This is a genomic window from Streptococcus mitis, assembly GCF_902159415.1.
Classification (GTDB): Bacteria; Bacillota; Bacilli; order Lactobacillales; family Streptococcaceae; genus Streptococcus; species Streptococcus mitis_BG.
The window spans coordinates 512,825-539,724 of the sequence record NZ_CABGJU010000001.1 but is presented as its reverse complement, the minus strand read 5'-3'; the positions used below and the strand labels follow the sequence as shown (position 1 = coordinate 539,724).

25 protein-coding genes are annotated in these 26,900 nt (G+C 37.8%); 22 read left to right on the top strand and 3 right to left on the bottom strand.

The genetic code is table 11. From position 1 onward, the window contains the following. Positions 1-200: 200 nt before the first annotated feature. From FN031_RS02750 to FN031_RS02700, 11 genes are all read left to right on the top strand, one after another. Entirely contained in the window at positions 201-908 is a 708-nt protein-coding gene (locus tag FN031_RS02750) for an IspD/TarI family cytidylyltransferase (protein WP_142557393.1), read from the top strand. A gap of 2 nt (positions 909-910) precedes the next feature. Then, positions 911-1,933 carry a ribitol-5-phosphate dehydrogenase gene (locus FN031_RS02745; RefSeq protein ID WP_142557391.1) on the top strand — a complete coding sequence of 341 codons (1,023 nt, stop codon included), beginning with the start codon at positions 911-913 and terminating at the stop codon, positions 1,931-1,933. A 12-nt stretch (positions 1,934-1,945) separates the two neighbouring features. Beyond that, positions 1,946-2,815, top strand: coding sequence for a phosphotransferase family protein (locus tag FN031_RS02740; RefSeq protein ID WP_142557389.1), 870 nt, complete (start codon positions 1,946-1,948; stop codon positions 2,813-2,815). Further along, a complete protein-coding gene (locus FN031_RS02735; protein ID WP_142557387.1) occupies positions 2,805-3,683 on the top strand; it encodes a DMT family transporter in 879 nt (292 codons plus the stop codon). Before FN031_RS02740 ends, FN031_RS02735 begins: the two co-directional genes overlap by 11 nt. Positions 3,684-3,695: 12 nt before the next feature. Next, the gene (locus FN031_RS02730) at positions 3,696-4,385 is read left to right on the top strand and encodes a sugar phosphate nucleotidyltransferase (protein ID WP_142557385.1); all 690 of its coding nucleotides are present in this window, start codon (positions 3,696-3,698) and stop codon (positions 4,383-4,385) included. Positions 4,386-4,633: 248 nt separating this feature from the next. Next, positions 4,634-5,434, top strand: coding sequence for a dihydroorotate dehydrogenase electron transfer subunit (locus tag FN031_RS02725; RefSeq protein WP_142557383.1), 801 nt, complete (start codon positions 4,634-4,636; stop codon positions 5,432-5,434). Then, positions 5,397-6,380 (top strand): dihydroorotate dehydrogenase, encoded by a 984-nt coding sequence (locus FN031_RS02720; protein WP_185928430.1) that lies wholly within the window; start codon positions 5,397-5,399, stop codon positions 6,378-6,380. Before FN031_RS02725 ends, FN031_RS02720 begins: the two co-directional genes overlap by 38 nt. Positions 6,381-6,448: 68 nt before the next feature. Continuing rightward, positions 6,449-7,360, top strand: coding sequence for a bifunctional riboflavin kinase/FAD synthetase (locus FN031_RS02715; protein ID WP_142557379.1), 912 nt, complete (start codon positions 6,449-6,451; stop codon positions 7,358-7,360). A gap of 157 nt (positions 7,361-7,517) precedes the next feature. Beyond that, positions 7,518-8,483, top strand: coding sequence for a hypothetical protein (locus FN031_RS02710; RefSeq protein WP_142557377.1), 966 nt, complete (start codon positions 7,518-7,520; stop codon positions 8,481-8,483). Positions 8,484-8,646: 163 nt separating this feature from the next. After that, the gene (locus FN031_RS02705; RefSeq protein WP_398575110.1) at positions 8,647-9,549 is read left to right on the top strand and encodes a metal ABC transporter solute-binding protein, Zn/Mn family; all 903 of its coding nucleotides are present in this window, start codon (positions 8,647-8,649) and stop codon (positions 9,547-9,549) included. A 7-nt stretch (positions 9,550-9,556) separates the two neighbouring features. Next, positions 9,557-12,676: a pneumococcal-type histidine triad protein gene (locus FN031_RS02700; protein ID WP_142557372.1), complete on the top strand. Its 3,120-nt coding sequence runs from the start codon at positions 9,557-9,559 to the stop codon at positions 12,674-12,676. A gap of 38 nt (positions 12,677-12,714) precedes the next feature. Here FN031_RS02700 and pepT read toward each other — a convergent pair whose 3' ends face one another. The 3 genes from pepT to FN031_RS02685 form a co-directional block, all read right to left on the bottom strand. Continuing rightward, positions 12,715-13,938, bottom strand: a complete 1,224-nt coding sequence (gene pepT / locus FN031_RS02695) for a peptidase T (protein WP_142557370.1) — start codon at positions 13,936-13,938, stop codon at positions 12,715-12,717. Between the two features lie 22 nt (positions 13,939-13,960). After that, positions 13,961-15,334 carry a tRNA uridine-5-carboxymethylaminomethyl(34) synthesis GTPase MnmE gene (gene mnmE, locus FN031_RS02690; RefSeq protein WP_142557368.1) on the bottom strand — a complete coding sequence of 458 codons (1,374 nt, stop codon included), beginning with the start codon at positions 15,332-15,334 and terminating at the stop codon, positions 13,961-13,963. Positions 15,335-15,458: 124 nt separating this feature from the next. Continuing rightward, positions 15,459-15,641, bottom strand: coding sequence for a 4-oxalocrotonate tautomerase (locus FN031_RS02685; RefSeq protein ID WP_001117401.1), 183 nt, complete (start codon positions 15,639-15,641; stop codon positions 15,459-15,461). A gap of 123 nt (positions 15,642-15,764) precedes the next feature. Between FN031_RS02685 and FN031_RS02680 the strand changes: the two genes are divergently transcribed. The 11 genes from FN031_RS02680 to FN031_RS02625 all read left to right on the top strand — a co-directional run bounded on the left by FN031_RS02680 (position 15,765) and on the right by FN031_RS02625 (position 26,709). Continuing rightward, the gene (locus FN031_RS02680; protein ID WP_075567514.1) at positions 15,765-16,349 is read left to right on the top strand and encodes a thymidine kinase; all 585 of its coding nucleotides are present in this window, start codon (positions 15,765-15,767) and stop codon (positions 16,347-16,349) included. A gap of 2 nt (positions 16,350-16,351) precedes the next feature. Next, the gene (prfA, locus tag FN031_RS02675; protein WP_142557366.1) at positions 16,352-17,431 is read left to right on the top strand and encodes a peptide chain release factor 1; all 1,080 of its coding nucleotides are present in this window, start codon (positions 16,352-16,354) and stop codon (positions 17,429-17,431) included. After that, a complete protein-coding gene (prmC, locus tag FN031_RS02670) occupies positions 17,431-18,261 on the top strand; it encodes a peptide chain release factor N(5)-glutamine methyltransferase (RefSeq protein ID WP_142557365.1) in 831 nt (276 codons plus the stop codon). The genes prfA and prmC overlap by 1 nt, the downstream gene beginning before the upstream one ends. Then, positions 18,251-18,853 (top strand): L-threonylcarbamoyladenylate synthase, encoded by a 603-nt coding sequence (locus tag FN031_RS02665; protein ID WP_142557363.1) that lies wholly within the window; start codon positions 18,251-18,253, stop codon positions 18,851-18,853. Before prmC ends, FN031_RS02665 begins: the two co-directional genes overlap by 11 nt. A 1-nt stretch (position 18,854) precedes the next feature. Beyond that, on the top strand, positions 18,855-19,301 hold the full coding sequence (locus FN031_RS02660; protein ID WP_142557361.1) for a GNAT family N-acetyltransferase: 447 nt from the start codon (positions 18,855-18,857) through the stop codon (positions 19,299-19,301). Continuing rightward, on the top strand, positions 19,298-20,554 hold the full coding sequence (gene glyA, locus FN031_RS02655; RefSeq protein WP_142557358.1) for a serine hydroxymethyltransferase: 1,257 nt from the start codon (positions 19,298-19,300) through the stop codon (positions 20,552-20,554). Before FN031_RS02660 ends, glyA begins: the two co-directional genes overlap by 4 nt. Positions 20,555-20,561: 7 nt before the next feature. Further along, the gene (locus FN031_RS02650) at positions 20,562-21,536 is read left to right on the top strand and encodes a nucleoid-associated protein (protein WP_185928429.1); all 975 of its coding nucleotides are present in this window, start codon (positions 20,562-20,564) and stop codon (positions 21,534-21,536) included. Further along, entirely contained in the window at positions 21,536-22,138 is a 603-nt protein-coding gene (locus tag FN031_RS02645; protein ID WP_142557355.1) for a lysozyme family protein, read from the top strand. Before FN031_RS02650 ends, FN031_RS02645 begins: the two co-directional genes overlap by 1 nt. Before the next feature lie 235 nt (positions 22,139-22,373). Then, entirely contained in the window at positions 22,374-23,348 is a 975-nt protein-coding gene (locus FN031_RS02635; protein ID WP_142557353.1) for a DUF1002 domain-containing protein, read from the top strand. A 74-nt stretch (positions 23,349-23,422) separates the two neighbouring features. Next, positions 23,423-24,778 carry a 23S rRNA (uracil(1939)-C(5))-methyltransferase RlmD gene (rlmD, locus tag FN031_RS02630; RefSeq protein WP_142557351.1) on the top strand — a complete coding sequence of 452 codons (1,356 nt, stop codon included), beginning with the start codon at positions 23,423-23,425 and terminating at the stop codon, positions 24,776-24,778. Positions 24,779-25,005: 227 nt separating this feature from the next. After that, complete coding sequence (locus FN031_RS02625; protein ID WP_142557349.1) at positions 25,006-26,709, top strand: hypothetical protein; 1,704 nt, start codon at positions 25,006-25,008, stop codon at positions 26,707-26,709. The last annotated feature ends 191 nt before the right edge of the window (positions 26,710-26,900 follow it).

The window sequence follows — 26,900 nt, the reverse complement described above, 5'->3', positions numbered from 1 at the left end:
AAGCTTTCTATATTATTCTGAAGAACTCTATATTAACCGAGAGTTAAGAATGCAAGGTGTCATTTCTTAAACGCTGTAAGTATATAGAGCTCGCGTCATTAGTACTATATAGAGAGAACTATTATTTATTTCAAGATAGCGCTAGATTATGATATAATAGTAGCGAATGAGTTTTTTAAACAGACTAAAGGAGAATCGATATGATTTACGCTGGAATTTTAGCAGGTGGAACCGGCACGCGCATGGGTATTAGTAACCTACCCAAACAATTTCTTGAGTTAGGAGATCGCCCAATCCTAATCCATACAATTGAAAAATTTGTCTTAGAGCCAAGTATTGAAAAGATTGTAGTTGGAGTTCACGGAGACTGGGTGACACACGCAGAAGATTTAGTTGAAAAATTCCTTCCACTCCATAAAGATCGTATTATTATCACAAAAGGTGGGGCTGATCGTAATTCTAGTATTGAAAAGATCATTGAGGCTATTGATGCTTACCGTCCAATCACGGAAGATGATATCGTGGTCACTCATGACTCAGTTCGTCCCTTTGTCACACTTCGAATGATTCAAGATAATATTGCTCTTGCACAAAATCATGATGCTGTTGATACTGTAGTTGAAGCCGTGGATACCATTGTTGAAAGTACTAATGGGCAATTTATCACAGATATTCCAAATCGTGCTCATCTCTATCAAGGACAAACTCCTCAAACCTTCCGTTGTAAGGACTTTATAGATCTCTATGGTTCTTTATCAGCAGAAGAAAAAGAAATTTTGACAGATGCATGTAAAATCTTTGTCATTAAGGGGAAAGATGTAGCCTTAGCAAAAGGTGAGTACTCAAACCTTAAAATTACAACAGTTACAGACTTGAAGATTGCTAAAAGCATGATTGAGAAAGAATAGACATGATTAATCAAATTTATCAACTGACAAAACCAAAGTTTATCAATATTAAATATCAGGAAGAAGAAATTGATCAAGAGAATCATATCCTCATCCGACCAAATTACATGGCGGTTTGTCACGCGGACCAACGTTACTACCAAGGTAAACGTGATCCAAAAATTTTAGCGAAAAAACTACCAATGGCTATGATTCATGAGTCTTGTGGTACAGTCATTTCTGATCCAACCGGTACCTACAAAGTTGGTCAGAAGGTTGTTATGATTCCAAATCAACCACCTATGCAAAGTGATGAGGAATTCTACGAAAATTACATGACTGGAACATATTTCTTATCAAGTGGTTATGATGGGTTCATGCGAGAATTTGTTTCTCTGCCTAAGGATCGTGTGGTATCTTACGAAGATATCGAAGATACAGTTGCTGCCATTACAGAGTTTGTCAGTGTGGGTATGCATGCTATGAATCGTTTCATGACAGTTTCTCACAGTAGACGTCAACGAATTGCAGTCATTGGTGATGGAAGTTTAGCCTTTGTCATGGCCAATATTATCAACTACACTTTACCTGAAGCGGAAATTATTGTCATTGGCCGCCACTGGGAGAAATTGGAACTCTTTTCATTTGCGCATGAACGTTATATTACTGACAGTATTCCAGAGGATCTTAGTTTTGACCATGGTTTCGAATGCTGTGGTGGTGATGGATGTGGACCTGCTATTAATGACTTGATTCGCTACATTAAACCACAAGGTACCATTTTGATGATGGGGGTTAGTGAGTATAAAGTTAATATCAACACTCGGGATTCATTGGAAAAAGGTTTGCTACTAGTCGGCTCTTCTCGTTCTGGGCGAGTTGACTTTGAAAAAGCTATCCAAATGATGGAAATTAAAAAATTTGCCAATCGTTTGAAGAATATCATTTATCTAGAAGAACCAGTAAGAGAGATTAAAGATATTCATCGAGTTTTTGCAACAGACCTCAATACTGCCTTTAAGACAGTATTTAAGTGGGAAGTCTAATGGGGGAAGATTATGAAGGAAATCGTTAAAGAGAAGATTGCCTCTTTATTATCAGGTGATGAAGAAATTCAGAGCGTTGAACAGTTGGGTGGAATGACCAATCAAAACTACTTGGTTCAAACATCCTCAAATCAATATATCGTTAAGTTTTTCGGTAAAGGTACAGAAAAATTAATCGACCGCCAGAATGAAAAGTTCAATATTGAATTGTTGAAAGATTTAGAATTAGATGTAGAAAATTATCTTTTTGATATTGAAGCTGGTATCAAAGTCAATCAATACATTGAAAATGCTGAAACACTTAATTTAGATACCATTAAAACTAGATTTGAGAAGATTGCTCCAATTTTACAAACGATTCATGCTTCTGGTAAAGAATTAAAAGGAGAGTTTGCTCCTTTTGAGGAAATCATTAAATATGAATCCTTGATTCAAGGAGAGATTTTCTATCCAAACTATGAAGATGTCAGAAAATCGGTATTTTCTCTGAAAGAAGAGCTTGAACAAATCGGAATTGAGAAGAAATCATGTCATATTGATTTGGTTCCAGAAAACTTTATCGAAGCACCAGATGGTCATCTTTATCTTATTGATTGGGAATATTCATCCATGAACGATCCTATGTGGGACCTTGCGGCACTCTTTCTAGAGTCTGAATTCACTCCAGAAGAAGAGGAAAACTTTTTGGCTCATTACGAGAGTGAAAAGACTCCTGTTTCGAGAGAGAAAATTCGAATTTATAAAATTTTGCAAGATATTATTTGGAGCCTTTGGACTATTTATAAAGAAGAAAATGGTGCAGACTTTGGAGATTATGGAATCTCTCGTTACAATAGAGCAGTAAAAGAATTGGATTTTAAGGGAGGTTCTCATGAAAACTAAAAATGGAGTTTCTTTTGGTTTACTTTCAGGTGTATTCTGGGGATTAGGATTAACTATTAGTGCCTATATCTTTTCAATCTTTACAGAACTGTCACCTTTTGTAGTAGCAGCAGCACACGACTTTCTGAGTATATTTATCTTGCTAGGATATCTTCTCGTTAAAGAAGGAAAAGTTCGCTTTTCAATCTTCTTAAACATTCGAAATGTCAGTGTTATTATTGGAGCGTTACTAGCTGGTCCTATTGGTATGCAGGCCAATCTCTATGCGGTCAAATACATCGGTAGTTCCTTAGCATCGTCCGTTTCAGCTATTTATCCTGCAGTTTCTGTCCTTCTTGCCTTCTTTATTCTAAAGCATAAGGTTTCTAAGAATACAGTATTTGGAATTCTTCTAATCATTGCAGGAATTATTGCTCAGACCTACAAGGTTGAACAAGTCAATTCCTTTTATATCGGAATCCTTTGCGCATTAATTTGTGCGCTTGCTTGGGGGAGTGAAAGTGTTCTAAGCTCTTTTGCAATGGAAAGTGAACTCAGTGAACTCGAAGCCCTCTTGATTCGACAAGTAACTTCCTTCCTGTCCTATCTTGTGATTGTTCTCTTCTCGCATCATTCATTTGCAGAAGTGGCAAACGGACAATTGTTGGGACTTTTGATTATCTTTGCGGCATGTAATATGATTTCTTATCTAGCCTACTATATTGCTATTAATCGATTGCAACCAGCAAAAGCAACAGGTTTAAACGTGAGTTATGTTGTATGGACTGTATTATTTGCAGCAATGTTCTTGGGCTCACCCCTTAATTTACTAACCATCATTACTTCACTTATCGTAATGGCGGGTGTTTATATTATTATTAAAGAATAAAGGAGAAAACGCGTGAAAGCGATTATCTTAGCAGCGGGATTGGGAACTCGTTTGAGACCCATGACAGAAAATACTCCCAAAGCCTTGGTCAAGGTTAATGAAAAACCTTTAGTCGAATATCAAATTGAATTTTTAAAAGAACGTGGAATTGATGACATTATTATCGTTGTAGGTTATTTGAAAGAACAATTCGACTACCTTAAAGAAAAATACGGAGTTCGTTTGGTCTTCAATGATAAGTATGCTGATTACAATAACTTCTATTCTCTTTACTTGGTAAAAGAAGAGTTGGCCAACAGCTATGTTATTGATGCGGATAACTATCTTTTCAAAAATATGTTCCGTAATGATATCGACCGTTCAACTTATTTCAGTGTTTATCGTGAAGATTGTGATAACGAGTGGTTCCTAGTTTACGGTGATGATTACAAAGTTCAAGATATCATTGTTGATAGCAAAAATGGACGCATCTTGAGTGGTGTTTCATTTTGGGATGCTCCGACAGCTGAAAAGATTGTTGACTTTATCAATGAAGCCTATGCAAGTGGCGAGTTTGTGGATCTCTACTGGGACAATATGGTTAAAGATAATATCAAAGAACTAGATGTATATGTAGAAGAGTTGGAAGAAAACTCTATCTATGAAATCGATAGTGTCAAAGATTATCAAAAACTGGAAAAGATTCTCTCATCACAAAAATAAGCAACTTTTATGAACTGATACCTTAGCTATTTTTACTTGACTTTTTATGTTTGATACAGTATACTAGTGAAAATTTAACCTTTAAGGGCAGTCCAGAGAGACTCACAAGGTGTCAGAGAAAAGAAGCTACAATGGAAACAAGTAAGCAAGTGCTTATTTGCTACTTTTGTGTAAATATCTTAACTGAAACCTTGCAAGTGCAAGGTTTTTCTTTATCTGATCCCCTTAAAATTTAAGGAGGAAAAGTTATGAATCCAAATTGTAAAAAACGAATGGGTGCCATTCGCTTAGAAGTTATGAGAGTAGTATCTCAGGAGGAAATCGCGCCAGCAATCTTTGAACTCGTACTTCAAGGAGAAATGGTTGAAGATATGAAAGCTGGACAATTTCTTCATTTGCGTGTACCTGATGATGCTCACCTCTTGCGTCGTCCGATTTCAATCTCATCTATAGATAAGCCTAATAATCAATGCCATCTCATTTATCGAGTTGAGGGTTCTGGTACAGCAATCTTTTCAAGATTAAAAGCTGACGATTTTTTAGATGTCATGGGCCCTCAAGGAAATGGTTTCGATTTATCTGAGCTAGACGACTATTGCAAGGTTCTTCTAGTTGGTGGTGGAATAGGAGTTCCTCCATTACTTGAAGTAGCTAAACAATTACATGAGAGAGGTGTTGAAATTACGACTGTTCTAGGATTTTCTACAAAAGATGCTGTCATTTTAGATGATGAATTAGCCAAATATGGTCAAGTATATGTGACAACAGATGATGGCTCCCATGGTATTAAAGGAAATGTTTCTGTAGTGATTAATGAATTTGACACTAAATTTGATGCCATCTACTCTTGCGGTGCACCTGGTATGATGAAATATATCAATCAAACCTTCCATGACCATCCAAGAGCTTATCTATCTCTAGAATCTCGTATGGCCTGTGGCATGGGAGCTTGCTACGCTTGTGTCCTGAAAGTGCCAGATAGTGAAACTGTTAGTCAACGCGTCTGCGAAGATGGTCCTGTATTTAAAACAGGAACAGTGGTTTTATAAGGAGTGTGTCATGACAACAAATCGATTACAAGTTTCTCTACCAGGATTAGAGTTAAAGAATCCTATCATTCCTGCTTCAGGCTGTTTTGGTTTCGGACAAGAGTATGCCAAATACTATGATTTGGACCTTTTAGGATCTATCATGATTAAAGCTACTACCCTTGAACCACGTTTTGGTAATCCTACTCCACGAGTAGCAGAAACACCTGCTGGTATGCTCAATGCCATTGGTCTACAAAATCCAGGACTAGATGCCGTTCTCTCTGAAAAATTACCTTGGCTAGAAAAAGAGTATCCAAATCTTCCAATCATTGCTAACGTAGCTGGCTTTTCCAAATATGAATATGCTACAGTTTCTCATGGTATTTCTAAAGCTAGCAATGTAAAGGCAATAGAACTCAATATTTCTTGTCCGAACGTCGACCACGGTAATCACGGATTATTAATTGGTCAAGATCCAGATTTGGCTTATGATGTGGTAAAAGCAGCCGTAGAGGCATCAGATGTACCAGTTTACGTAAAATTAACACCAAGTGTAACTGATATAACTTCCGTTGCAAAAGCTGCAGAAGACGCAGGAGCTAGTGGGCTAACCATGATTAATACTCTTGTTGGTATGCGCTTTGATCTCAAAACTAGAAAACCAATCATTGCAAATGGGACAGGAGGAATGTCTGGACCTGCAGTATTTCCTGTAGCTCTAAAACTCATTCGGCAAGTTGCTCAAACAACTAATCTTCCGATTATTGGAATGGGAGGTGTTGATTCAGCTGAAGCTGCTATAGAAATGTATTTGGCAGGTGCCTCAGCTATTGGTGTTGGGACAGCAAACTTTACTAATCCATATGCCTGCCCTGATATTATTGAAAATTTGCCTAGTGTTATGGATAAGTACGGTATAGTAACTCTAGAACAATTAAGAAGTGAAGTTAAAAGCCAATTTTAAATCTTTCTAACTGAAGTTTTACATCCTTATTATTTTGAAAGCGTGTGTCTTTTTGGTATAATATGACTATGATTGTAACAATACCGATTAAAACAGAAAAAGATATCGCAACACCAGGCCCAACAGTCCTAGTATTAGGATACTTTGATGGTGTTCACGTGGGTCACCAAAAGCTCTTTGATATTGCGGGTGAGATAGCCTCAAGAAAGCATTTGAGTGTTGCCGTAATCACCTTTAATGAGTCACCTAAACTAACATTGCACCAATATAATCCAGAACAATTATTGCATATCCTTAATGCTGAAGAACGTGAACGTAAATTAAAACGTTCAGGTGTTGAAGCTTTGTATTTAATGGATTTTACAAGTCGGGTAGCAAATATGACTGCTCAAGAGTTTGTCAATACTTTTGTGAAAGAAGTGAAAGCAGATACGATTGTAGTAGGATTTGACTATAGTTTAGGATCTGATCGCAAATCAGCTGAAGATCTTAAAGAAATTTTTGATGGCGAAGTAGTCATAGTTCCACCAGTAGAAGATGAAAAGGGAAAAATCAGTTCTACACGAGTACGCCAATGTATTGTTGATGGGAATGTGAAGGAGGCTGCTCAGCTGCTTGGAGCTCCATTGCCCTCTAGAGGAGTTGTAGTTCACGGAAATGCGCGTGGTAGAACTATTGGCTATCCCACAGCAAATCTAGTGCTTTTAGATAGAACATATATGCCAGCGGATGGAGTTTATACTGTTGATATTGAAATTCAAAGAAAAATCTATCGAGGTATGGCCAGTGTTGGTAAGAATGTAACTTTTGATGGTGTTGAAGAGCGTTTTGAAGTTCATATTTTTGATTTTTCTGATGACATCTATGGTGAAAGAGTTACTGTTTATTGGCTTGATCGTATTCGAGATATGGTGAAGTTTAACAGTGTTGAACAACTAGTTGACCAGCTTGAAAGTGATGAGAAAATAGCTAGAAAATAACGATTATGAAAGTTTGGGATTTATCTCAAACTTTTTTATTTAGAAAGCTAGAATTTGAATGTAGACAGAGGGTTATAGTTATAGTAGTTTTAAGGTAAAAGTTGAAAAAATACTTTTATTTCGATATAATTTTAATATCAAACTAAAGGAGGTAATTATGTTTAAGGAAAAACGAAATAAAGGTTTTGTTTCTGGGCTAGTCCTTTCGGTCATTCTTCTTGCAGTTGGAGGTCTGATGGGGTTCCTTTGGAATTTACACCAAAACCCAACAACTGCCTTTGCTAGTAACAGTGAATCCGGTAAACAAGTTAAAATGACTGTTTATGACATTTATCCAGAAATCATTGGAGACGTTGATGGAAAAAATGTTATTTATCTTGTCCAATATAGTCAAGAGGGTGATGGTAAATACGCAGTTATTGAAGCAAAAGAAAATGATGCTGAAGTTAAGAAGTTAATCGAGCAGGCTACTGCCGAAACTTTAGCTGATAATCCAGGGACTTTGTTGGGAACACAATTACAACCACTAACTACAAATGTGAATACCTCACGTAATAACAGAATAGTAGATTTATCAGGTTTCTTGAAATCAGTTTTAGAACCTACGTCTACAGTTTATCAAAACATGAATACGAATGTTTACCTGAGCTTGACTGAACATTCACGTGATGGTTGGTATTATATCATTGGAGCAGCAATTTTCGGTGGCATGGGAGTATTTACAGCTATTACAGCCTTTATTCTTCGTAAAAAATCAATTGCATCTTATAATGAATTATATCAAACTTATCCAGAGCTGCAAGGTAATCTAGAAGGTATTGCCGACCAAGCTGACTATTATGATCAAGATCTAAAAGTAATCTTATATAAAAACCACTTGATTACATACTTTAAAGGGACTCAAACTGTTGACTTAAGAGAAGTTGATCAGATTTACCTTATTGAAAATAGTTACCATCGCTATGGTTTTACAAATAAAGTCTATCAACTGTGCTACATTCGTAAGGACAGTCCTAAGAAGCATAAGATGACTATTCAGACTACTAGAACAGTTCAAGAACAATTGGAAGAATTTTGGGAGTTACTAATGGAAAAATTCCCAGATATTCATCTAGGAGTTTAGTATTAAAGCACCGAAAATCGGTGCTTTTTTATTTATAAAAAATCTTATAAAATCGAGTCTATCACTTGACATCGTAAATTTTTTGGAGTAGAATGTTTACTAGTTAATTAAATGGTTAAATACTAGTTAAGGAGTTCTAGTGAAGAAGAAAATACTAATAGGTATGCTATCTTCGGTACTTGCTTTATTTTTAGGAGCTTGTAGTCAAGATAAGCAAAATGATGTCAAAGAATCTCATGGAATGAAAATAGTTACCAGTTTTTATCCTGTATATTCTATGGTAAAAGCAGTTTCTGGTGATCTTAATGATGTAAGAATGATTCAATCTAGTTCAGGCATTCATTCTTATGAACCGTCAGCAAATGATATTGCAGCTATCTACGATGCGGATGTATTTGTTTATCATTCTCATACCTTAGAGTCTTGGGCGGGTAGTCTAGATCCAAGTCTACAAAAGTCCAAGGTTAAGGTTCTAGAAGCATCTGAGGGTATGACCTTGGATAGAGTATCTGGCTTAGAAGATATAGAAGTAGGAAAAGGTGTGGATGAGAAAAGTCTTTATGATCCCCATACTTGGTTAGACCCTGAAAAGGTAGCTGAGGAAGCACAAATTATTGCTGATAAATTATCAGAATTAGATAGTGAGAATAAAGAAATATATCAGTCGAATGCGAAGAAGTTTATTGATCAAGCTCATGAGTTAACAAATAAATATAAACCTATCTTCGATAAAGTGGAGCAAAGAACCTTTGTAACTCAACACACTGCTTTTTCTTATTTGGCAAAGAGATTTGATTTGAATCAACTTGGTATTGCTGGTATTTCTCCTGATCAAGAACCAAGTCCAAGACAACTGACTGAAATCCAAGAATTTGTTAAGACCTATAAAGTTAAAACTATTTTTACAGAGAGCAATGCTTCGTCTAAAGTAGCTGAAACGCTTATCAAGTCAACAGGTGTGAGTCTTAAAACTCTCAATCCTTTAGAGTCAGACCCACAAAATGATAAGTCTTATTTAGATAATTTAGAAGAGGATATTGCAATACTAGCAGAAGAATTGAAATGAGGAAATTATGAATAAAACAAAGAAATATTTAGCTGGATCAGCAGTAGTTATTGCGCTTAGTGTTTGTGCTTATGTTTTAAATCAGCACCAAGAAGCAGAGAAGAAGGAAGATAATCGTGTATCTTATGTTGATGGGAAAAACAATGAGTCTAAAAAGAACGAAAATTTGACTCCTGATCAAGTTAGCAAAAAGGAAGGCATTGAGGCCGAACAAATTGTTGTGAAAATTACTGATCAGGGATATGTGACTTCTCACGGAGACCATTTCCATTACTATAATGGTAAAGTTCCTTTCGATGCGATCTTTAGTGAAGAACTAGTCATGAAAGATCCAAGTTATCAATTGCGTGATGAACACATCGTTAACGAAATTAAAGGTGGTTACATCATCAAAGTTGATGGAAAATATTATGTCTACCTAAAAAATGCTAGTCAAGCTGAAAATATTCGTACCAAAGAACAAATTGAAAAACAAAAACAAGGGCATACATCTGACCAAAAAAATGATTCTAAGGAAGTTGTGGCAGCTAGAGCTCAAGGACGTTATACAACTGATGACGGTTATGTTTTTAACGCTTCTGATATCATTGAAGATACAGGAGATGCTTATATCGTTCCCCACGGAGGACACTTCCATTATATTCCTAAGAGTGATCTGTCAGCGGGTGAATTAGCTGCCGCAAAGGCTTATTTATCTGGCAATAGTTCAGCTCTCAGTCAACCCTTGTCACTGACACCGAATAATGGTGTTTCTGCAGCAGATGATGGTTATGTCTTTAACCCTAATGATATTGTCAGAGATACTGGCGATGCTTATATCGTACGACATGGGGACCACTATCACTATATCCCTAAATCATCTCTTAACAATCATCAAGCACAATCTAACACTCCAAGCTTAGAAAGTCCTTCTAATTCTACACCAAATAATCCGTTACCACATGTTCACCATGAAGAAGAGGAACACGATCATGGTTTTGATGCAAATAGAATTATAAGTGAAGATTCAGAAGGTTTTGTTATGAGCCATGGCGATCACAATCATTACTTCTTTAAAAAAGATTTATCACCTGATCAAATTAAGGCCGCACAAGATCACTTGTACGGCAATAAACATTCAGAAACTATCCCAGATAATCATAGCAGTCATAAACAAGAAGAACACCATCATGATAACCATGGAAACCATCATGAGGAAGAACACAATCATGGCTTTGCAGCAGATCGAGTGATAAGTGAAGATGATAAAGGATTTGTCGTTTCTCATGGAGATCACAACCACTATTTCTTTAAAAAAGATTTAACAAAAGATCAGATTAAAGCTGCTCAAGAACATTTAAACAGTCATAAAACTGAGTCTGTTAAACCTCTTGCAAAAGATGTAGAAGCATTTTCTAGAGAGGCCAGTGACAAAGAAAAAATGGAGTATATTGCTAAGACCTACGGTGTACCGCTAGAAGCCATTCGTATCTCAAATGGATTCTTTGTATTTGGAAATCCTGATCAAGACTATGACCCAACACACATTCATCCTTATGCAATCCGTAAGGAACACGTCCGTATTCCTTTAGTTACCGGGGACCCTGAACTTGATTTCCTAAACGAGCTTTATACAACTGCTATACGTGATGGTGTTTCACCATATAGTTTGCAAGTTGAAAATGGAAGTTTCGTCATTCCTCACGGAGATCATAACCATTACATTAAAGTTCAAACAAAAGGTTACGAGGTCGCTCTTAAGAATAAGATTCCAGCGCTACAATCGTCTTATCAACCAGGCACATTTGATGAAAATACTGTAGAGCATAAGGTTGAACAGCTTTTGGCAGAGAGTCGAGAACTCTATAAAGACAAGCCAAGCGTACAGAGACAGATTGAACTTGCTTTGGGGCAATTTTCTGAGAATATGAAGAAGCTATCAACCAACTCTACTGCAGGTTATTTGGCAGCTCTTGATCAATTTGACAAACAGTATATTCATATTGATTCAACTGTGAAGCCTACTGAAGCTAGTCCATTAGATAAAAAATACCAAGCTCTGGTGGATAAGATTAATACCTTAAATACGGATGCTTATGGACTTCCTAAGAAGGATCTCTTGGTACAATTACAGGAAAGCAAACTAGCTCAAGATGAAGCAGGATTAGATGCTATAGATGCTAAATTACAAGCTTTACAAGACTTTAATGATCGTACAGGTGTCACAACAGTCGAGTACATTAAATATTTCTATCAACATCTATCTGATGGTAGATTAAACGATAAGCTTCGTAATAAAGTTGCTAACTTAACGTGGACTCTTTATCAGTCACAATCATTCCTAAAGGCAACAGATTTAAATAAACTCTTCCCAGAAATCTATCAAACAAAATTTGAAGTAGAAGAAGCTCTTAAAAATGAGCCCGCTGTAAGCAAGTCTTCAGAAACTATCCTAGATACCGAAAAAGTTGACGGTCAGAGTGCAAAAACTGCAGTTTATGAGTTCTTGAGAGGTTTGTTTGATGATATTAAACCTGAAGAAAAAACTAATCATGTCTTAAAAGGGCAGGTAGAAGAGTTACTAACCAAAGCTGAAGAATTGATTAGTAAAGTTAAGGAAGACGGTGTAAAAGTTTCTCTTGCTGATGAACTTAAGAATCTTAAGGTTGCTAGTGATAAAGATAATGCTGACCTTGATGAATTAAACACGCAAGTTCAAGATCTTCTAAAACGTATTACACAGACTATTCAGAAAGAAAGTCAGGAAGAGGCTCAAGATCCACAACTTTTGGCTCTCTATCAACAGCTTTATAACAGCGTCATTGCCCTCCATAGCTATTTGGAGATGAATAATGGTTCAGATGCTGACTTTGAAAAAGTAGATGCTCTGTTTGATAAACTAGCAGCAGCAAGTAAGGATAAGCAGGCTCTTCTAGCAGTTGCTCAAGAAATTCTCTTATTGAACCAAGAGCTTAGATCTAAAGCAACGTCAAGTCAAGAAACACCTGTTGAAACAAAACAAGAAACACCAGGTCAAGCAAGCACTGATGAGCAAGTAGAATCTAGCTCAGTGCAGACAACAACAGAGAATACTTCTGAAACAACAACTGAACTGAATCCTGAATCAACAGAAAAAGTCTCAGACTAAAAAAAAGACGAAGTAGCTTAGCTACCTCGTCTTTTTTTTTAGTCTTTATAAGCTACAATTCCAATAATAGTGTCAACTGCACGTTCCATTGTTTGAAGGCTAACGTATTCAAAACGGCCATGCATGTTTTCACCACCAGCAAAGATATTTGGCGTTGGAATTCCCATAAAGGAAATCTTAGAACCATCTGTACCACCACGAATTGGTTCGATAATAGGTGTGATACCAAGGTCTTCCATAACCGATTTGGCAATAGTTACTGGTGTCATATCCTTTTCAATGACTTCTTTCATGTTGTAGTACTGGTCAGTCAATGTTAAACTGACACGATTGCTACCAAGTTCTTGGTTCATCTTATCAGCTATAGCTTGCATAGCAGTTTTACGTGCTTCGAAGTTTTCTTTTTCAAAGTCACGAATGATATAGCTAGCACGCGATTCCTCTACACTACCAGATATATCCATGAGATGGTAGAAACCTTGGTAACCATCAGTCAATTCAGGTCGGTCGGTTGCAGGAAGTTGGTTGTGGAAATCGATTGCCAACTGAAGGGCGTTAACCATTTGTCCTTTGGCTGTTCCTGGGTGAACATTACGACCTTGGAAGTGAAGTTCTGCACCCGCAGCAGAGAAGGTTTCGTACTGAAGTTCACCTAGAGGTCCGCCGTCAACTGTATAAGCAAAGTCGACATCGAAATCTTCTGCATCAAATTTATTGGCACCAACACCGATTTCTTCATCAGGTCCAAAGCCGACACGAATTTCGCAGTGCTTAATTTCAGGATGAGCAGTCAAGTATTCGATGGCTGTCATGATTTCGGCGATACCTGATTTATCATCAGCACCGAGAAGGGTAGTCCCATCTGTAGTAATTAAAGTTTGTCCATGATATTTCTCTAAGCTCTTAAAATCTACAGGATCAAGCTTGAAACCAGATTTACCTAGTTCGATAAGGCCACCGTCGTAGTTTTCAACTACTTGTGGATTGACACCTTCAGCATTAAAATCAGCCGTATCCATGTGGGAGATAAAACCAATCTTGCGAGTTAAACTTGGATCGTTAGCTGGAAGTGTACCGATAGCAAAACCGTTTGGCAAATAATAGACATTTTGCAAACCGACACGTTTCATTTCTGGAATGAGGACATTAGTCGCAAAGTCTACCTGACTCTGAGTGCTTGGTGTAGTAGTAGAATTTTCGTCTGATCGTGTGTTAATCTTAACATAAGTTAAAAAACGCTCTAGTAATGTTGGATATTTCATCATAACTCCTTTTTATAATTTTTTATTTACCTAAACAGAATTGGCTAAATAATTTTGTGATAAGCTCATCTGGCGCTGCATCACCAGTAATTTCTCCAAGAATTTCCCAGGTACGGGTCAAATCAACCTGAAGCAGGTCGACTGGCATGCCCAATTCAAGACCTTCGTTAACAGCTTGTAAGCTTTCAACTGCCTTCTCAATCAAAGAAATGTGGCGAGCATTAGACAAGTAAGTAGCATCTTGCTCAACAAGTCCAGCATTTTCAAAGAATAGGTTGTTGATGCGTTCTTCAATCTTATCAATGTTTTGATTTTTAAGGACTGAAATGCGGATGATATCTTCAGGAAGTTTCTTTGTTTCAATAGCTTCTGGGAGGTCAGTTTTGTTGAGAAGAATGATTCGATTAGTATCTTGACTAACTTCAAGAAGTTGTCGGTCTTGAGCGGTTAGTGGTTCGCTAGCATTTAGAACCAATAGAACCAAGTCAGCTTCCTTGAGGGCTTTCTTGGAGCGTTCAACACCAATTTGTTCCACGACATCATCCGTTTCACGAATACCTGCAGTATCAATCAACTTCAGTGGGACACCGTTGATATTGACGTATTCTTCGATTACATCTCTAGTAGTACCAGCGATGTCAGTTACAATGGCCTTGTCTTCACGCAGGAGGTTGTTAAGAAGGCTGGATTTCCCAACGTTGGGACGACCAATGATGGCCGTTGAAATTCCTTCACGAAGAATTTTACCTCGACGGGCTGTCTTTAGAAGATTGGTCAAGAGTTGTTCAAACTCCATAGTTTTTTCACGGACAACAGCAGTAGTGGCTTCTTCTACATCGTCATACTCAGGGTAGTCGATATTAACCTCAACCTGAGCCAAGGTATTGAGAATTTCCTGACGAGTATTGTTAATGAGGTCAGACAGGGATCCATCAAGTTGTTTGACTGCTATATTCATAGCCTTGTCAGTCTTAGCACGAATGATATCCATTACAGCTTCAGCCTGAGTCAAGTCTACACGACCATTGAGGAAGGCACGCTTGGTAAATTCACCAGGTTCTGCCATGCGAGCCCCTTCACGGATAGCCAATTGCAGGATTTCATTGGTCACGGCAATCCCTCCGTGGGTGTTAATCTCGATAATATCCTCACGAGTAAAGGTCTTCGGAGACTTCATAGCCCCAACCATGACCTCGTCCATAACCTTACCAGTTATAGGGTCAACAATGTGGCCGTAGTTCAGTGTGTGGCTGGCGACCTGACTTAAGTCTTTGCCTTTAAAAATCCTCTGAGCAATGGCAAAACTGTCTGTTCCGCTCAAGCGGACAATACCAATGGCTCCTTCTCCGAGAGGTGTGGAGATTGCAGCAATGGTATCAAATTCACGTGTAATCATGTTAATTCCTTTTTAAAAATTGAAGCCTTTTATTTACTAATATCTCTTAAAATTGTAACAAAATAAAGTTTTTTATTCAACGAATGCCACTTATAAAGAAAAGCCTAAGCAGATTGCTTAAGCTTTACTTAGTGCGCATTTCCCCTTGCGGGAAGTAAGTTCCTTCTGGCATATCGTTAATAATAACGTGAACAGCAGATTGTGGTGCACCAGTGTTACGTACCACAGCTTCAGTTACTTCCTTAGCTAGGGCTTTTTTTTGCTCTAGCGTGCGACCTTCAAATAAATCGATGCGTACAAATGGCATGATTGTTTCCTCCACTCACTAAATGATTTCTTTTATTTTACCACATTTTGCCGTTTAAAGCTTTTGGAAAATATGGTATACTAGAATGTAGCAAAAAACTAGAAATGGACGTGAAATAGTAGGATGGCACAGTTGTATTATCGTTATGGGACTATGAATTCAGGAAAGACCATTGAGATTCTTAAAGTGGCCTATAACTATGAGGAGCAAGGCAAAAGTGTTGTCATCATGACTTCAGCTCTTGATACGAGAGATGGTGTTGGATATGTTTCAAGTCGGATTGGGATGAAAAGACCAGCAGTTGCTATTGATGATACTACGGATATTTTTGGATTTATTCGAGATTTACCTGAAAAGCCCTACTGTGTTCTTGTCGATGAAGCCCAATTTTTAAAGCGTCACCATGTTTACGACCTGGCGCGTGTTGTCGATGAGTTAGACATACCTGTTATGGCATTTGGTTTAAAGAACGACTTTCGTAATGAACTTTTTGAAGGATCTAGACATCTATTGTTACTAGCAGACAAGATTGATGAGATCAAAACCATCTGCCAGTATTGTAAGAAAAAGGCGACTATGGTACTACGAACGTTAGATGGGAAACCCACTTATGAAGGTGAACAAATCCAGATAGGTGGTAATGAAACCTATATCTCGGTTTGCCGTAAACATTATTTTGCCCCTGAAATCAATAAGGAGAATCAATAAGAATGAACATCTATGATCAACTACAAACTGTAGAAGACCGTTATGAAGAATTAGGAGAATTGCTGAGTGACCCAGATGTGGTCTCTGACACTAAGCGATTCATGGAGCTTTCAAAAGAAGAAGCTTCAACTCGTGACACAGTAACAGCCTACCGTGAATACAAACAAGTCCTTCAAAATATTGTCGACGCTGAGGAAATGATTAAAGAATCAGGCGGAGATGCGGACTTGGAAGAAATGGCCAAGCAGGAACTGAAAGACGCTAAGGCTGAAAAAGAAGAGTACGAAGAAAAACTAAAAATATTGCTTCTTCCAAAGGATCCAAACGATGACAAGAACATCATCCTTGAAATCCGTGGGGCAGCTGGTGGAGACGAAGCAGCACTTTTTGCTGGAGACCTTCTAACCATGTATCAAAAGTATGCTGAAGCTCAAGGCTGGCGCTTTGAAGTTATGGAAGCTTCTATGAACGGTGTCGGTGGTTTTAAAGAAGTGGTTGCCATGGTTTCTGGTCAGTCAGTTTATTCTAAACTCAAGTATGAGTCTGGTGCTCACCGTGTGCAACGTGTCCCTGTGACAGAAAGTCAAGGCCGTGTTCATACCTCAACAGCAACAGTTCTTGTCATGCCTGAGGTAGAAGAAGTAGAGTACGATATTGATCCAAAAGACCTACGTGTCGATATCTACCATGCATCAGGTGCTGGTGGACAGAACGTCAACAAGGTTGCGACTGCCGTTCGTATCGTTCATTTGCCAACCAATATCAAGGTTGAGATGCAGGAAGAACGTACCCAGCAGAAAAACCGTGAGAAGGCCATGAAGATTATTCGTGCGCGTGTGGCTGACCACTTTGCTCAGATTGCTCAAGATGAGCAAGACGCAGAGCGTAAGTCTACTATCGGTACTGGTGATCGTTCAGAACGTATCCGTACTTATAATTTCCCACAAAACCGTGTCACAGACCACCGTATTGGCTTAACCCTTCAAAAACTCGATACTATCTTGTCTGGTAAACTAGATGAAGTTGTAGATGCCTTGGTCCTTTACGACCAAACGCAAAAATTGGAAGATTTAAACAAATAATGAAACTAGCTCAAATGTTTAAAGATTTTGAGGAAAAGTTGATAGCTAAAGGAGAGGAAGCAGAAAGCCTCTCCTTTGTCTATCGTAGCCTAAAAAATCTATCTTTTACAGACTTCGTCTTTGCCCTCCAGAAAGAAGTAACTGAGGAAGAAAAAGAGTTTGTGGAGGAAATCTACAAAAAATTGGCAGCACATATACCTGCCCAGTACATCATCGGTCATGCTGAATTCTTTGGGATGCAGTTAAAGGTGGATGAGCGGGTCTTGATTCCCCGTCCAGAGACAGAAGAGTTGGTGGAGCTCATCCTAGCTGAGAATCCAAAGGAAAATCTCAAAGTATTGGATATTGGGACAGGAAGCGGAGCAATAGGCCTTGCTTTAGCGAAGAATAGGCCAGATTGGTCGGTCACAGCTGCTGACATTTCACAGGATGCCTTAGATATAGCAGAAGAAAATGCTAAACTGAATTCTGCAGATTTAATTCTTATAAAATCTGATTGTTTCTCCGAAATCTCATCAAAATGTGATATAATTGTATCCAATCCACCCTATATTTCTCGTAGTGATGAGTCAGAAGTTGGTTTGAATGTACTACATTCTGAACCCCATCTAGCACTTTTTGCTGACGAGGATGGTCTTGCTATCTACCGCAAAATTGCGGAGGAAGCCAAAGATTATTTAACTGATGGTGGTAAAATTTATCTTGAAATTGGCTACAAACAAGGACAAAGTGTCCCTGAACTTTTTAGGAAACATCTTCCTGAAAAAAGAATTCGAACACTCAAAGACCAATTTGGCCAAGATAGGATGGTTGTCATTGATGATAGATAGAATAAAGCATGAGTTGAAAAATAGTGGTGCAGTAGTCTTACCGACAGAGACAGTATATGGTCTTTTTGCAAAAGCGATAGATGAGAAGGCTGTTGATCATGTCTATCAGCTCAAAGGTCGTCCTAGAGATAAGGCACTCAATCTAAATGTTGCCACTCTAGAAGATATCTTTCGCTTTTCAAAACACCAACCAGTCTATCTAAAGAAACTTGTAGAAACATTTTTGCCAGGCCCTTTGACCATTATCTTAGAAGCGAATGAAAAGGTCCCATGTTGGGTTAATTCAGATCTGAATACAGTTGGATTTCGCATGCCGAGTCATCCTATCACCTTGGAATTGATTCGTGAGTGTGGCCCTCTAATTGGCCCCTCTGCCAATATTTCAGGTTGTAAGAGCGGAGTAAACTTTAAGCAAATTCTAGAAGATTTTGATCGAGAGGTCTTGGGAATAGAAGACGATGGTTTTTTAACAGGTCAAGATTCTACTATTCTAGATTTAACTGGTAAGAAGGTAAAAATTTTACGGCAAGGTTCCATCACCCAAGAAGACATTCTTACCAAGATTCCCGAAATTCCTTTTGAGGAGGTATAAGATGCTACGTGATTTAAAAGCAGCAGATGTTGAAGCGGTTTGTGTCATTAACAAAGAAGCTTTAGGTTATACTTTTAGACCAGAGGAAACGGCTAGTCAACTTGCTAAGTTGTCTAAAGACTCCCATCACTTCCTACTTGGTTATGAGGATGATACTAGTCATGAACTAGTTGGTTATATTCACGCTGAAGTTTATGAGTCTCTCTATTCTAAAGCAGGATTCAATATCCTAGCCTTGGCAGTACTGCCGCAAAGTCAGGGGAGAGGTTTTGGTAGAGATTTACTTGAAGGGTTGGAGAAAGAAACAAAAACACGGGGATATGAGTTTATCCGATTAAACTCTGCAGACCATCGTCTTGGTGCTCATGCATTTTATGAGAGAGTTGGTTATACTTGTGATAAAGTGCAAAAACGATTTATTAAATTATTAAAAGGAGAAGACCTATGATTTTTGACAAAGATGATTTTAAAGCTTATGACGCGGACCTTTGGAATGCCATTGCGAAAGAAGAGGAACGTCAACAAAACAATATTGAGTTGATTGCTTCCGAAAACGTTGTAACTAAGGCTGTAATGGCTGCGCAAGGGTCTATTTTAACCAATAAATATGCTGAAGGATACCCAGGACGTCGTTATTATGGTGGTACTGATGTAGTAGATGTTATCGAAACTTTAGCTATTGAACGTGCAAAAGAAATTTTTGGTGCTAAGTTTGCTAATGTACAACCCCACTCAGGAAGCCAAGCCAACTGTGCTGCCTATATGGCTTTGATTGAGCCAGGTGACACTGTCTTAGGGATGGATTTGGCAGCAGGTGGGCACTTAACTCACGGAGCTCCTGTTAGCTTCTCAGGTCAAACCTACAACTTTGTCTCTTACAGTGTCGATCCTGAGACAGAAATCTTGGATTTTGATGCTATCCTGAAACAAGCCCAGGAAGTTAAACCAAAACTAATTGTTGCTGGAGCTTCGGCTTATTCGCAAATTATCGATTTTTCAAAATTCCGTGAAATCGCAGATGCTGTTGGTGCAAAACTCATGGTTGATATGGCTCATATTGCTGGTTTGGTGGCAGCTGGTCTTCATCCAAGTCCAGTTCCATATGCACATATCACAACGACAACAACCCACAAAACACTTCGAGGACCACGTGGTGGCTTGATATTGACTAACGATGAAGAACTTGCTAAGAAAATTAACTCAGCTATTTTCCCTGGTATTCAAGGTGGACCATTAGAGCATGTTATCGCAGCAAAAGCTGTTTCATTCAAAGAAGTATTGGATCCTGCTTTTAAAGAATATGCTGCTAATGTCATCAAGAACAGCAAGGCTATGGCAGATGTCTTCTTGCAAGATCCTGATTTCCGTATTATTTCTGGCGGAACTGAAAACCATCTTTTCCTAGTTGATGTAACCAAGGTTGTAGAGAACGGAAAGGTTGCTCAAAACCTACTTGATGAGGTTAACATTACCCTAAATAAAAACTCTATCCCTTACGAAACCTTGTCTCCATTCAAGACAAGTGGAATTCGTATCGGAGCAGCCGCAATAACTGCACGTGGGTTTGGTGAAGAAGAAAGCCGAAAAGTGGCAGAGCTCATCATTAAAGCTCTTAAGAATGCAGATAATGAAGCTGTATTAGAAGAAGTAAGAAGTGCAGTCAAAGCTTTGACAGATGCCTTCCCATTATACGAGGACTAATACTTTTATGGACATTTATATTAAGAAAGCCATTATCCATCAATTCAGCCCTGATGACACGGAGTTGTTTCTAGCGGATAAGTTTCTCAATATTACTCCAAAAATCGAAGAATACCTACGCAAAAAGGTTGAGCGTGTGTATTCAGATGAAGCTAAGACTGGGATTTTCGAAGAAGAAAATCCCTTCTTCAATCACATCACAGACGATTTGTTGGAGACTTCAGTGACACTAGCCAATCTCTGGAAAGAAGAGTTCAGCATTTCTGAGAATCTCAAGACTAATGATTTAATTTTCGTTCAGTTCTCCAAAGATGGCGTAGAGCATTTTGCTTTTTTACGTATTGCTTTACGCGAGACTTTAACTCACCTTGGTGGAGAGGTCGATAATCCAATCAGGCTGACTCAGAATAACTTACCTGGTTTTGGAACAGGTGCTGATGAAGCTTTAGTCGTTAATCTACAGACTCGGAAATACCACCTCATTGAAAAGCGCATCAAGTACAACGGAGCCTTTCTCAATTATTTTTCAGAAAATCTCCTGGCTGTAAATCCTAAAATCTCTCCAAAGAAATCTATCAAGGAACTAGAAAAAACAGCTCAAAAGATTGCCGAAACTTTTAACTCAGATGATTTCCAATTTCAATCTAAGGTCAAGTCTGCAATTTTCAATCATCTAGAAGAAAATAATGAACTTTCTCCTGAAAAATTAGCTAACGATTTATTTTATAACAATCTGACGGCTCGTTTAAGCTTTGTTGATCAAGTGAAAGAAGCAGTACCGGAACCTGTGCAATTTGATGAAATAGATGCTAGTCGTCAACTGAAACGCTTTGAAAACCAAAAACTTTCTCTATCAAATGGGATTGAATTAATTGTGCCAAATAGTATTTATCAAGATGCTGAGTCGGTTGAATTTATTCAAAACGACAATGGAACATACTCTATCTTAATCAAAAATATCGAGGATATACAAAGTAAATAATGTTTAAATTTATACGAAGAATGCTGGTACTAGCAGTCTTCCTTTTCGCTGGATATAAAGCTTATCTGATTCGTCAGGATGTCAAACAAGTCATGACCTACCAACCTATGGTTCGCGAAATCTTGAATGAAGGAGATACCCCAGCAAACGAAGAGCTTGTGCTCGCCATGATTTATACAGAAACTAAGGGTAAAGAAGGAGACGTGATGCAGTCAAGTGAATCTGCTAGTGGCTCTACTGATACCATAAACGATAATGAAAGTAGTATTCGGCAAGGGGTTCAAACCTTGACAGAAAATCTCTATCTAGCTCAAGAAAAAGGAGTGGATGTCTGGACAGCCATTCAAGCTTATAACTTTGGACCTGCTTATATTGATTTTATCGCCCATAATGGGAAAAAGAATACTCTTGCACTAGCTAAGCAATACTCCAGAGATACAGTTGCGCCGATACTAGGGAATACAACAGGAAAAACCTATCGCTACATCACCCCCATTTCTATCTTTCAGGGTGGAGAACTATATGTAGATGGAGGAAACTATTATTACTCTAGACAGGTTCAACTAAATCTCTATATCATGAAAATTTTTAATCTGTTTTAAGAGAGTGGGACAGAAATCGGGAATTCGTTAAAATTCGATTTCGTTGTCCCACCTCCGCACAGTTGAGTAGGGCTGTAAAAGCTGATGAAATCAGCGTAGTAGAGCCCACTCAACCACTGCGTCTTGCTCGACAATCCAAAGACAATTGAGAGGCTAGGATTTTTGTCCCAGCCTCTTTTATAAGTTTTCTTTAAGGATACTTTAATATGCTAGAGTAGAAAAGGAGGAACGTCTCATGCGAAAGAAATTCTTTCTGACGAGCGCTGCTGTTCTTTTGGCGGTTGCAACACTGCAAAGCGTTCAAGCAGCAACTAATGTTCAAAAAGTCATTGATGAAACCTATGTTCAACCTGAGTATGTCTTAGGTTCTTCATTAACGGAAGATCAAAAAAATCAAACACTTAAAAAACTTGGCTACGATGCCTCTAAAGATACAAAACAGTTGAAAACTATGACACCGGATGTCTACTCAAAGATTATGAATGTAGCAAATGATTCAAGTCTTCAACTTTATTCATCAGCAAAAATTCAAAAATTAGGAGAAAAATCACCACTTGAGGTCAAGATTGAGACACCTGAAAATATCACTAAAGTGACGCAAGATATGTACCGTAATGCGGCTGTTACCTTGGGTGTGGAGCACGCGCGTATCACAGTTGCGGCACCAATTCCAGTTACTGGTGAAAGTGCCTTAGCAGGTATTTACTATTCCCTTGAATCTAATGGTGTTCAATTACCTCAAGAAAATAAAAACTTGGCTCAGGAGGAATTAAAAGCCTTGTCAGACATCAATGATGAAAACAAGGACAAATCTGGCTATGATGCCAATAAACTGAACGTAGCCCTTGCTGATATCAAGTCTGCTATTGCTAAAGCTAAAGAGTCTAAAGGTGAGCTCACAGAAGATGATGTTCGTAAGATTGTCGAAGATACATTAAAAAATTATAAACTAGATCAGGTTATAACAGGAAATCAGATCAATGTCATCATCAACTTTGCCTTCAATCTTTCAAAGAGCGATATTCTTAATAACGAAGACTTTACTAAGACGCTAAAAGATCTGAAACAAAGTATCGTTGCACAAGCAGGTGATAGTTTCAGCAATATCGACCTAAACTTTGATGCTAATAAAGCTATTCAAGACGGTGGAAATATCCTCAGCTCAATTTGGCAAGCTATCCTTGATTTCTTCAAGAGTTTTGGTGCTTAGGTCAATTCATGGTATAATAGATGGTAACAGGATTGTTGCCGTCTTTTTTTGTCGGCTCATAGAAAGAGAAAACTATGTTAAAGAAAAATGATATTGTAGAAGTAGAGATTGTTGATTTGACACATGAAGGAGCAGGTGTTGCCAAGGTAGATGGCTTGGTCTTTTTTGTAGAGAATGCTCTTCCGACTGAAAAAATCCTTATGCGTGTCCTTAAAGTCAACAAAAAGATTGGCTTTGGTAAGGTCGAGGAATATCTCACACAATCTCCACATCGTAATCAAGACTTAGATTTGGCTTACCTGCGTTCAGGCATTGCTGACTTAGGACATCTAGCTTATCCAGAGCAACTCAAGTTTAAAACCAAGCAAGTGAAAGACAGTCTTTATAAAATTGCTGGAATCATGGATATAGAGGTTTCAGATACTCTTGGCATGGAAAATCCCGTCAAGTATCGTAACAAGGCTCAGGTTCCTGTTCGTCGTGTCAATGGTGTTCTGGAGACTGGTTTCTTCCGTAAGAATTCTCATGATCTTATGCCTCTTGAAGATTTTTATATCCAAGATCCAGTCATTGACCAAGTTATTGTGGCTTTACGTGATTTGCTTCGTCGCTATGACTTAAAACCCTATGATGAAAAGGAACAGTCTGGCTTGATTCGTAACCTCGTTGTACGTCGTGGCCATCATTCAGGTCAAATCATGGTCATTTTGGTCACTACTCGTCCTAAAGTTTTCCGTGTGGACCAGTTGATTGAGCAGTTGATCAAGCAATTCCCAGCTATTAAATCCGTCATGCAAAATATCAACGACCAGAATACCAATGCTATTTTTGGGAAAGAATGGCGTACTCTCTATGGCCAGGATTACATTACTGACCAAATGTTGGGAAATAGCTTCCAAATCTCTGGACCAGCCTTTTACCAGGTCAATACAGAAATGGCAGAGAAGCTCTATCAGACAGCCATTGACTTTGCGGAGCTAAGAGAAGATGATGTCGTGATTGATGCCTACTCAGGAATCGGGACTATTGGATTATCTGTCGCTAAACATGTCAAGGAAGTCTACGGAGTGGAAGTTATCCCAGAAGCAGTAGAAAATAGCCAGAAGAATGCTAGCTTAAATGGCATCACCAATGCCCACTATGAATGTGATACAGCAGAAAATGCTATGAAGAATTGGCTCAAGGAAGGCATCCAACCAACCGCCATTCTGGTTGACCCACCACGCAAGGGCTTGACCGAAAGCTTTATCAAAGCAAGTGCCCAAACAGGAGCTGACCGTATCGCCTATATCTCCTGTAATGTCGCAACCATGGCGCGTGATATCAAACTCTATCAAGAGTTGGGCTACGAATTGAAGAAAGTACAGCCAGTTGATCTTTTTCCGCAGACGCACCACGTCGAGTGTGTTGCTCTGCTCGTAAGAGCCTAGAAACCTTGGAACGAAAGGGGTTAAGAAAAGCCTTATAGGTAAAGACTTTTCTCGTTTAGTGGGGAAGTATTAAAGTAACCTCTCATATTTTTTTCTAGGTTTGATAACTTATTTGAGATGAATTCTATTTCCATAAACACTGTGGGGATGTTTTTGTTACCAAAGATAAGAAGTTAATGGGAATAAATGCGTCCCTCCATCATTACTTTAATAAAATGGAGAAGATAATGTGGACTAAAAGAATACATTATTTAACAGAAGTAAGTGAACTTTCGGATTATTTAAAAAAGGTAAATAATTTTACTGACTATATCATTAGCTCTTTCAGTTTTAATAGTGACCAGCAATTTTTATATCTAACAATTGAAGAGGATAGAACCTCAAGTGATTTTACAAACTCTTCCTCACTAGTTTGGGATTTAAAGTGTGAAGGTGTTACTGATTTCCTCATGAAAGATATGGGTGGATTATCTAAATGGTGGCTTCATGCTCTATACCTTGAAGACAATTACCTTCATTTTCATCTTTTAGATGGCTATTTTTCATTTAAGATAACTGATTTTAAATTGGGTATTCCTTATAGCTCTAAAACTTCAATTGGGATTTATATTCAAAATTTACATATAGATTATCTACTTCAGGAATTTAAGGCTGGAAAGAATATAGACGAGACCTCTTTCTCGTTTGAAGGTGATCCTATAACAGAGTTTCGGTTTATTGGTTATTCAGAAAATGACCCCTTGCCATATTGGTCTGGTCTATGTGACTTACCTGATGGTGGAAGATTTCAGACTGCCGATGAACTTTTTGAAGCAAAGATATATGATGGTAAATCACTAAAAGAAAGGTGGGATGAAGTAACTATTTATAGTATCAATTCTTTACCACTTGATGATTGGTTGAGTTGTTTACCACATTCCGTTGAGACAACTGTTTATGAACCAGAAGATGATTATGCTCTGTATATCAATGGTGTTGAACTTGAGGGTTTTATTGATGAAGATTCTATATGTAAGACATGTGGTGCTAATCAATGCTATTTGGACGATTATGATGAGTATTTTTGCCCCTATTGTAATATATGGATGCATGAAGATTTTTGGGATAGAGACGAAATACAATATTTTAAAAAAAGACCCCTAGAACCAGACTTGTTATGGAAACCAAGTAAAGAATTGAATTTTTGTAATGTTCGATTCTTTCCAAATGACAAAGAATATGTGTATTATTGTCCTGATGAGTCAATAGAAAAATATGATTGGATAGAAGTTCCTGTTGGGGAAAAATCTCATCTAAAAGAAGCACAAGTCACTAAAGTTTTCAAAAGACAAGCCAATAAACCGCCATTTCCTCTTGAAAAAATAAAAAAAGTAGAACGAAAATTATCTACTAGAAACGAAAGGATAATAGAAACCAACAACAGTTTAATAAGTGAAGGAGTTATCTGTGATTTATCAGAAACTAACGACGTTATAAATTCTAAGCAAGCTTATGATATCCTAAAAACACCAATCGGAAACTTTTGGTTAGAGCTTAATGGTTCCCCCATAAAAATTTCCATTGGTTCACATTATCCAAATAATGATGATGAATATTATGTGGAGGCTTCTTATTACATAAAACCTCTCAATCCAGATTTTGAAAAGTTTAAATCGTTGACAATCTGCTCAGATATTGATTTAAGAAGTGCAAGATTAATAGATAATTTAGGAGGTGAACATAAAGAGGGTTATAATTGGCAAATAGATAATATTGATCTAGGTATTGTAGCTCATCCATATTCTTATCTAGAACAGGAAGTCTCTGAAACTCCCGTTGGACTTCCATATTATGTGGAATGGATTGAAGAATATAAAGAACTCTATGGATTTACAGTTGCTTGGAAGTATTTTGTATCTGATGACGATTTATCAGTTTGGTTTAATACATAAGATCTTTCCAGTCATTCAGTTCATTTTATAAAACAATTCTAAAAAAGCCTTATTATTCTAGGCTTTTTTATGTGTATTATCTAAATAAAAAATTTTATAAATTAGAAACATTTTTTAAGAATCCAATCATACTGAGATTCTCTGTATTATTTTGAGAAGAGATTAGAATTTTTAAAGAAAAAAGACCATTA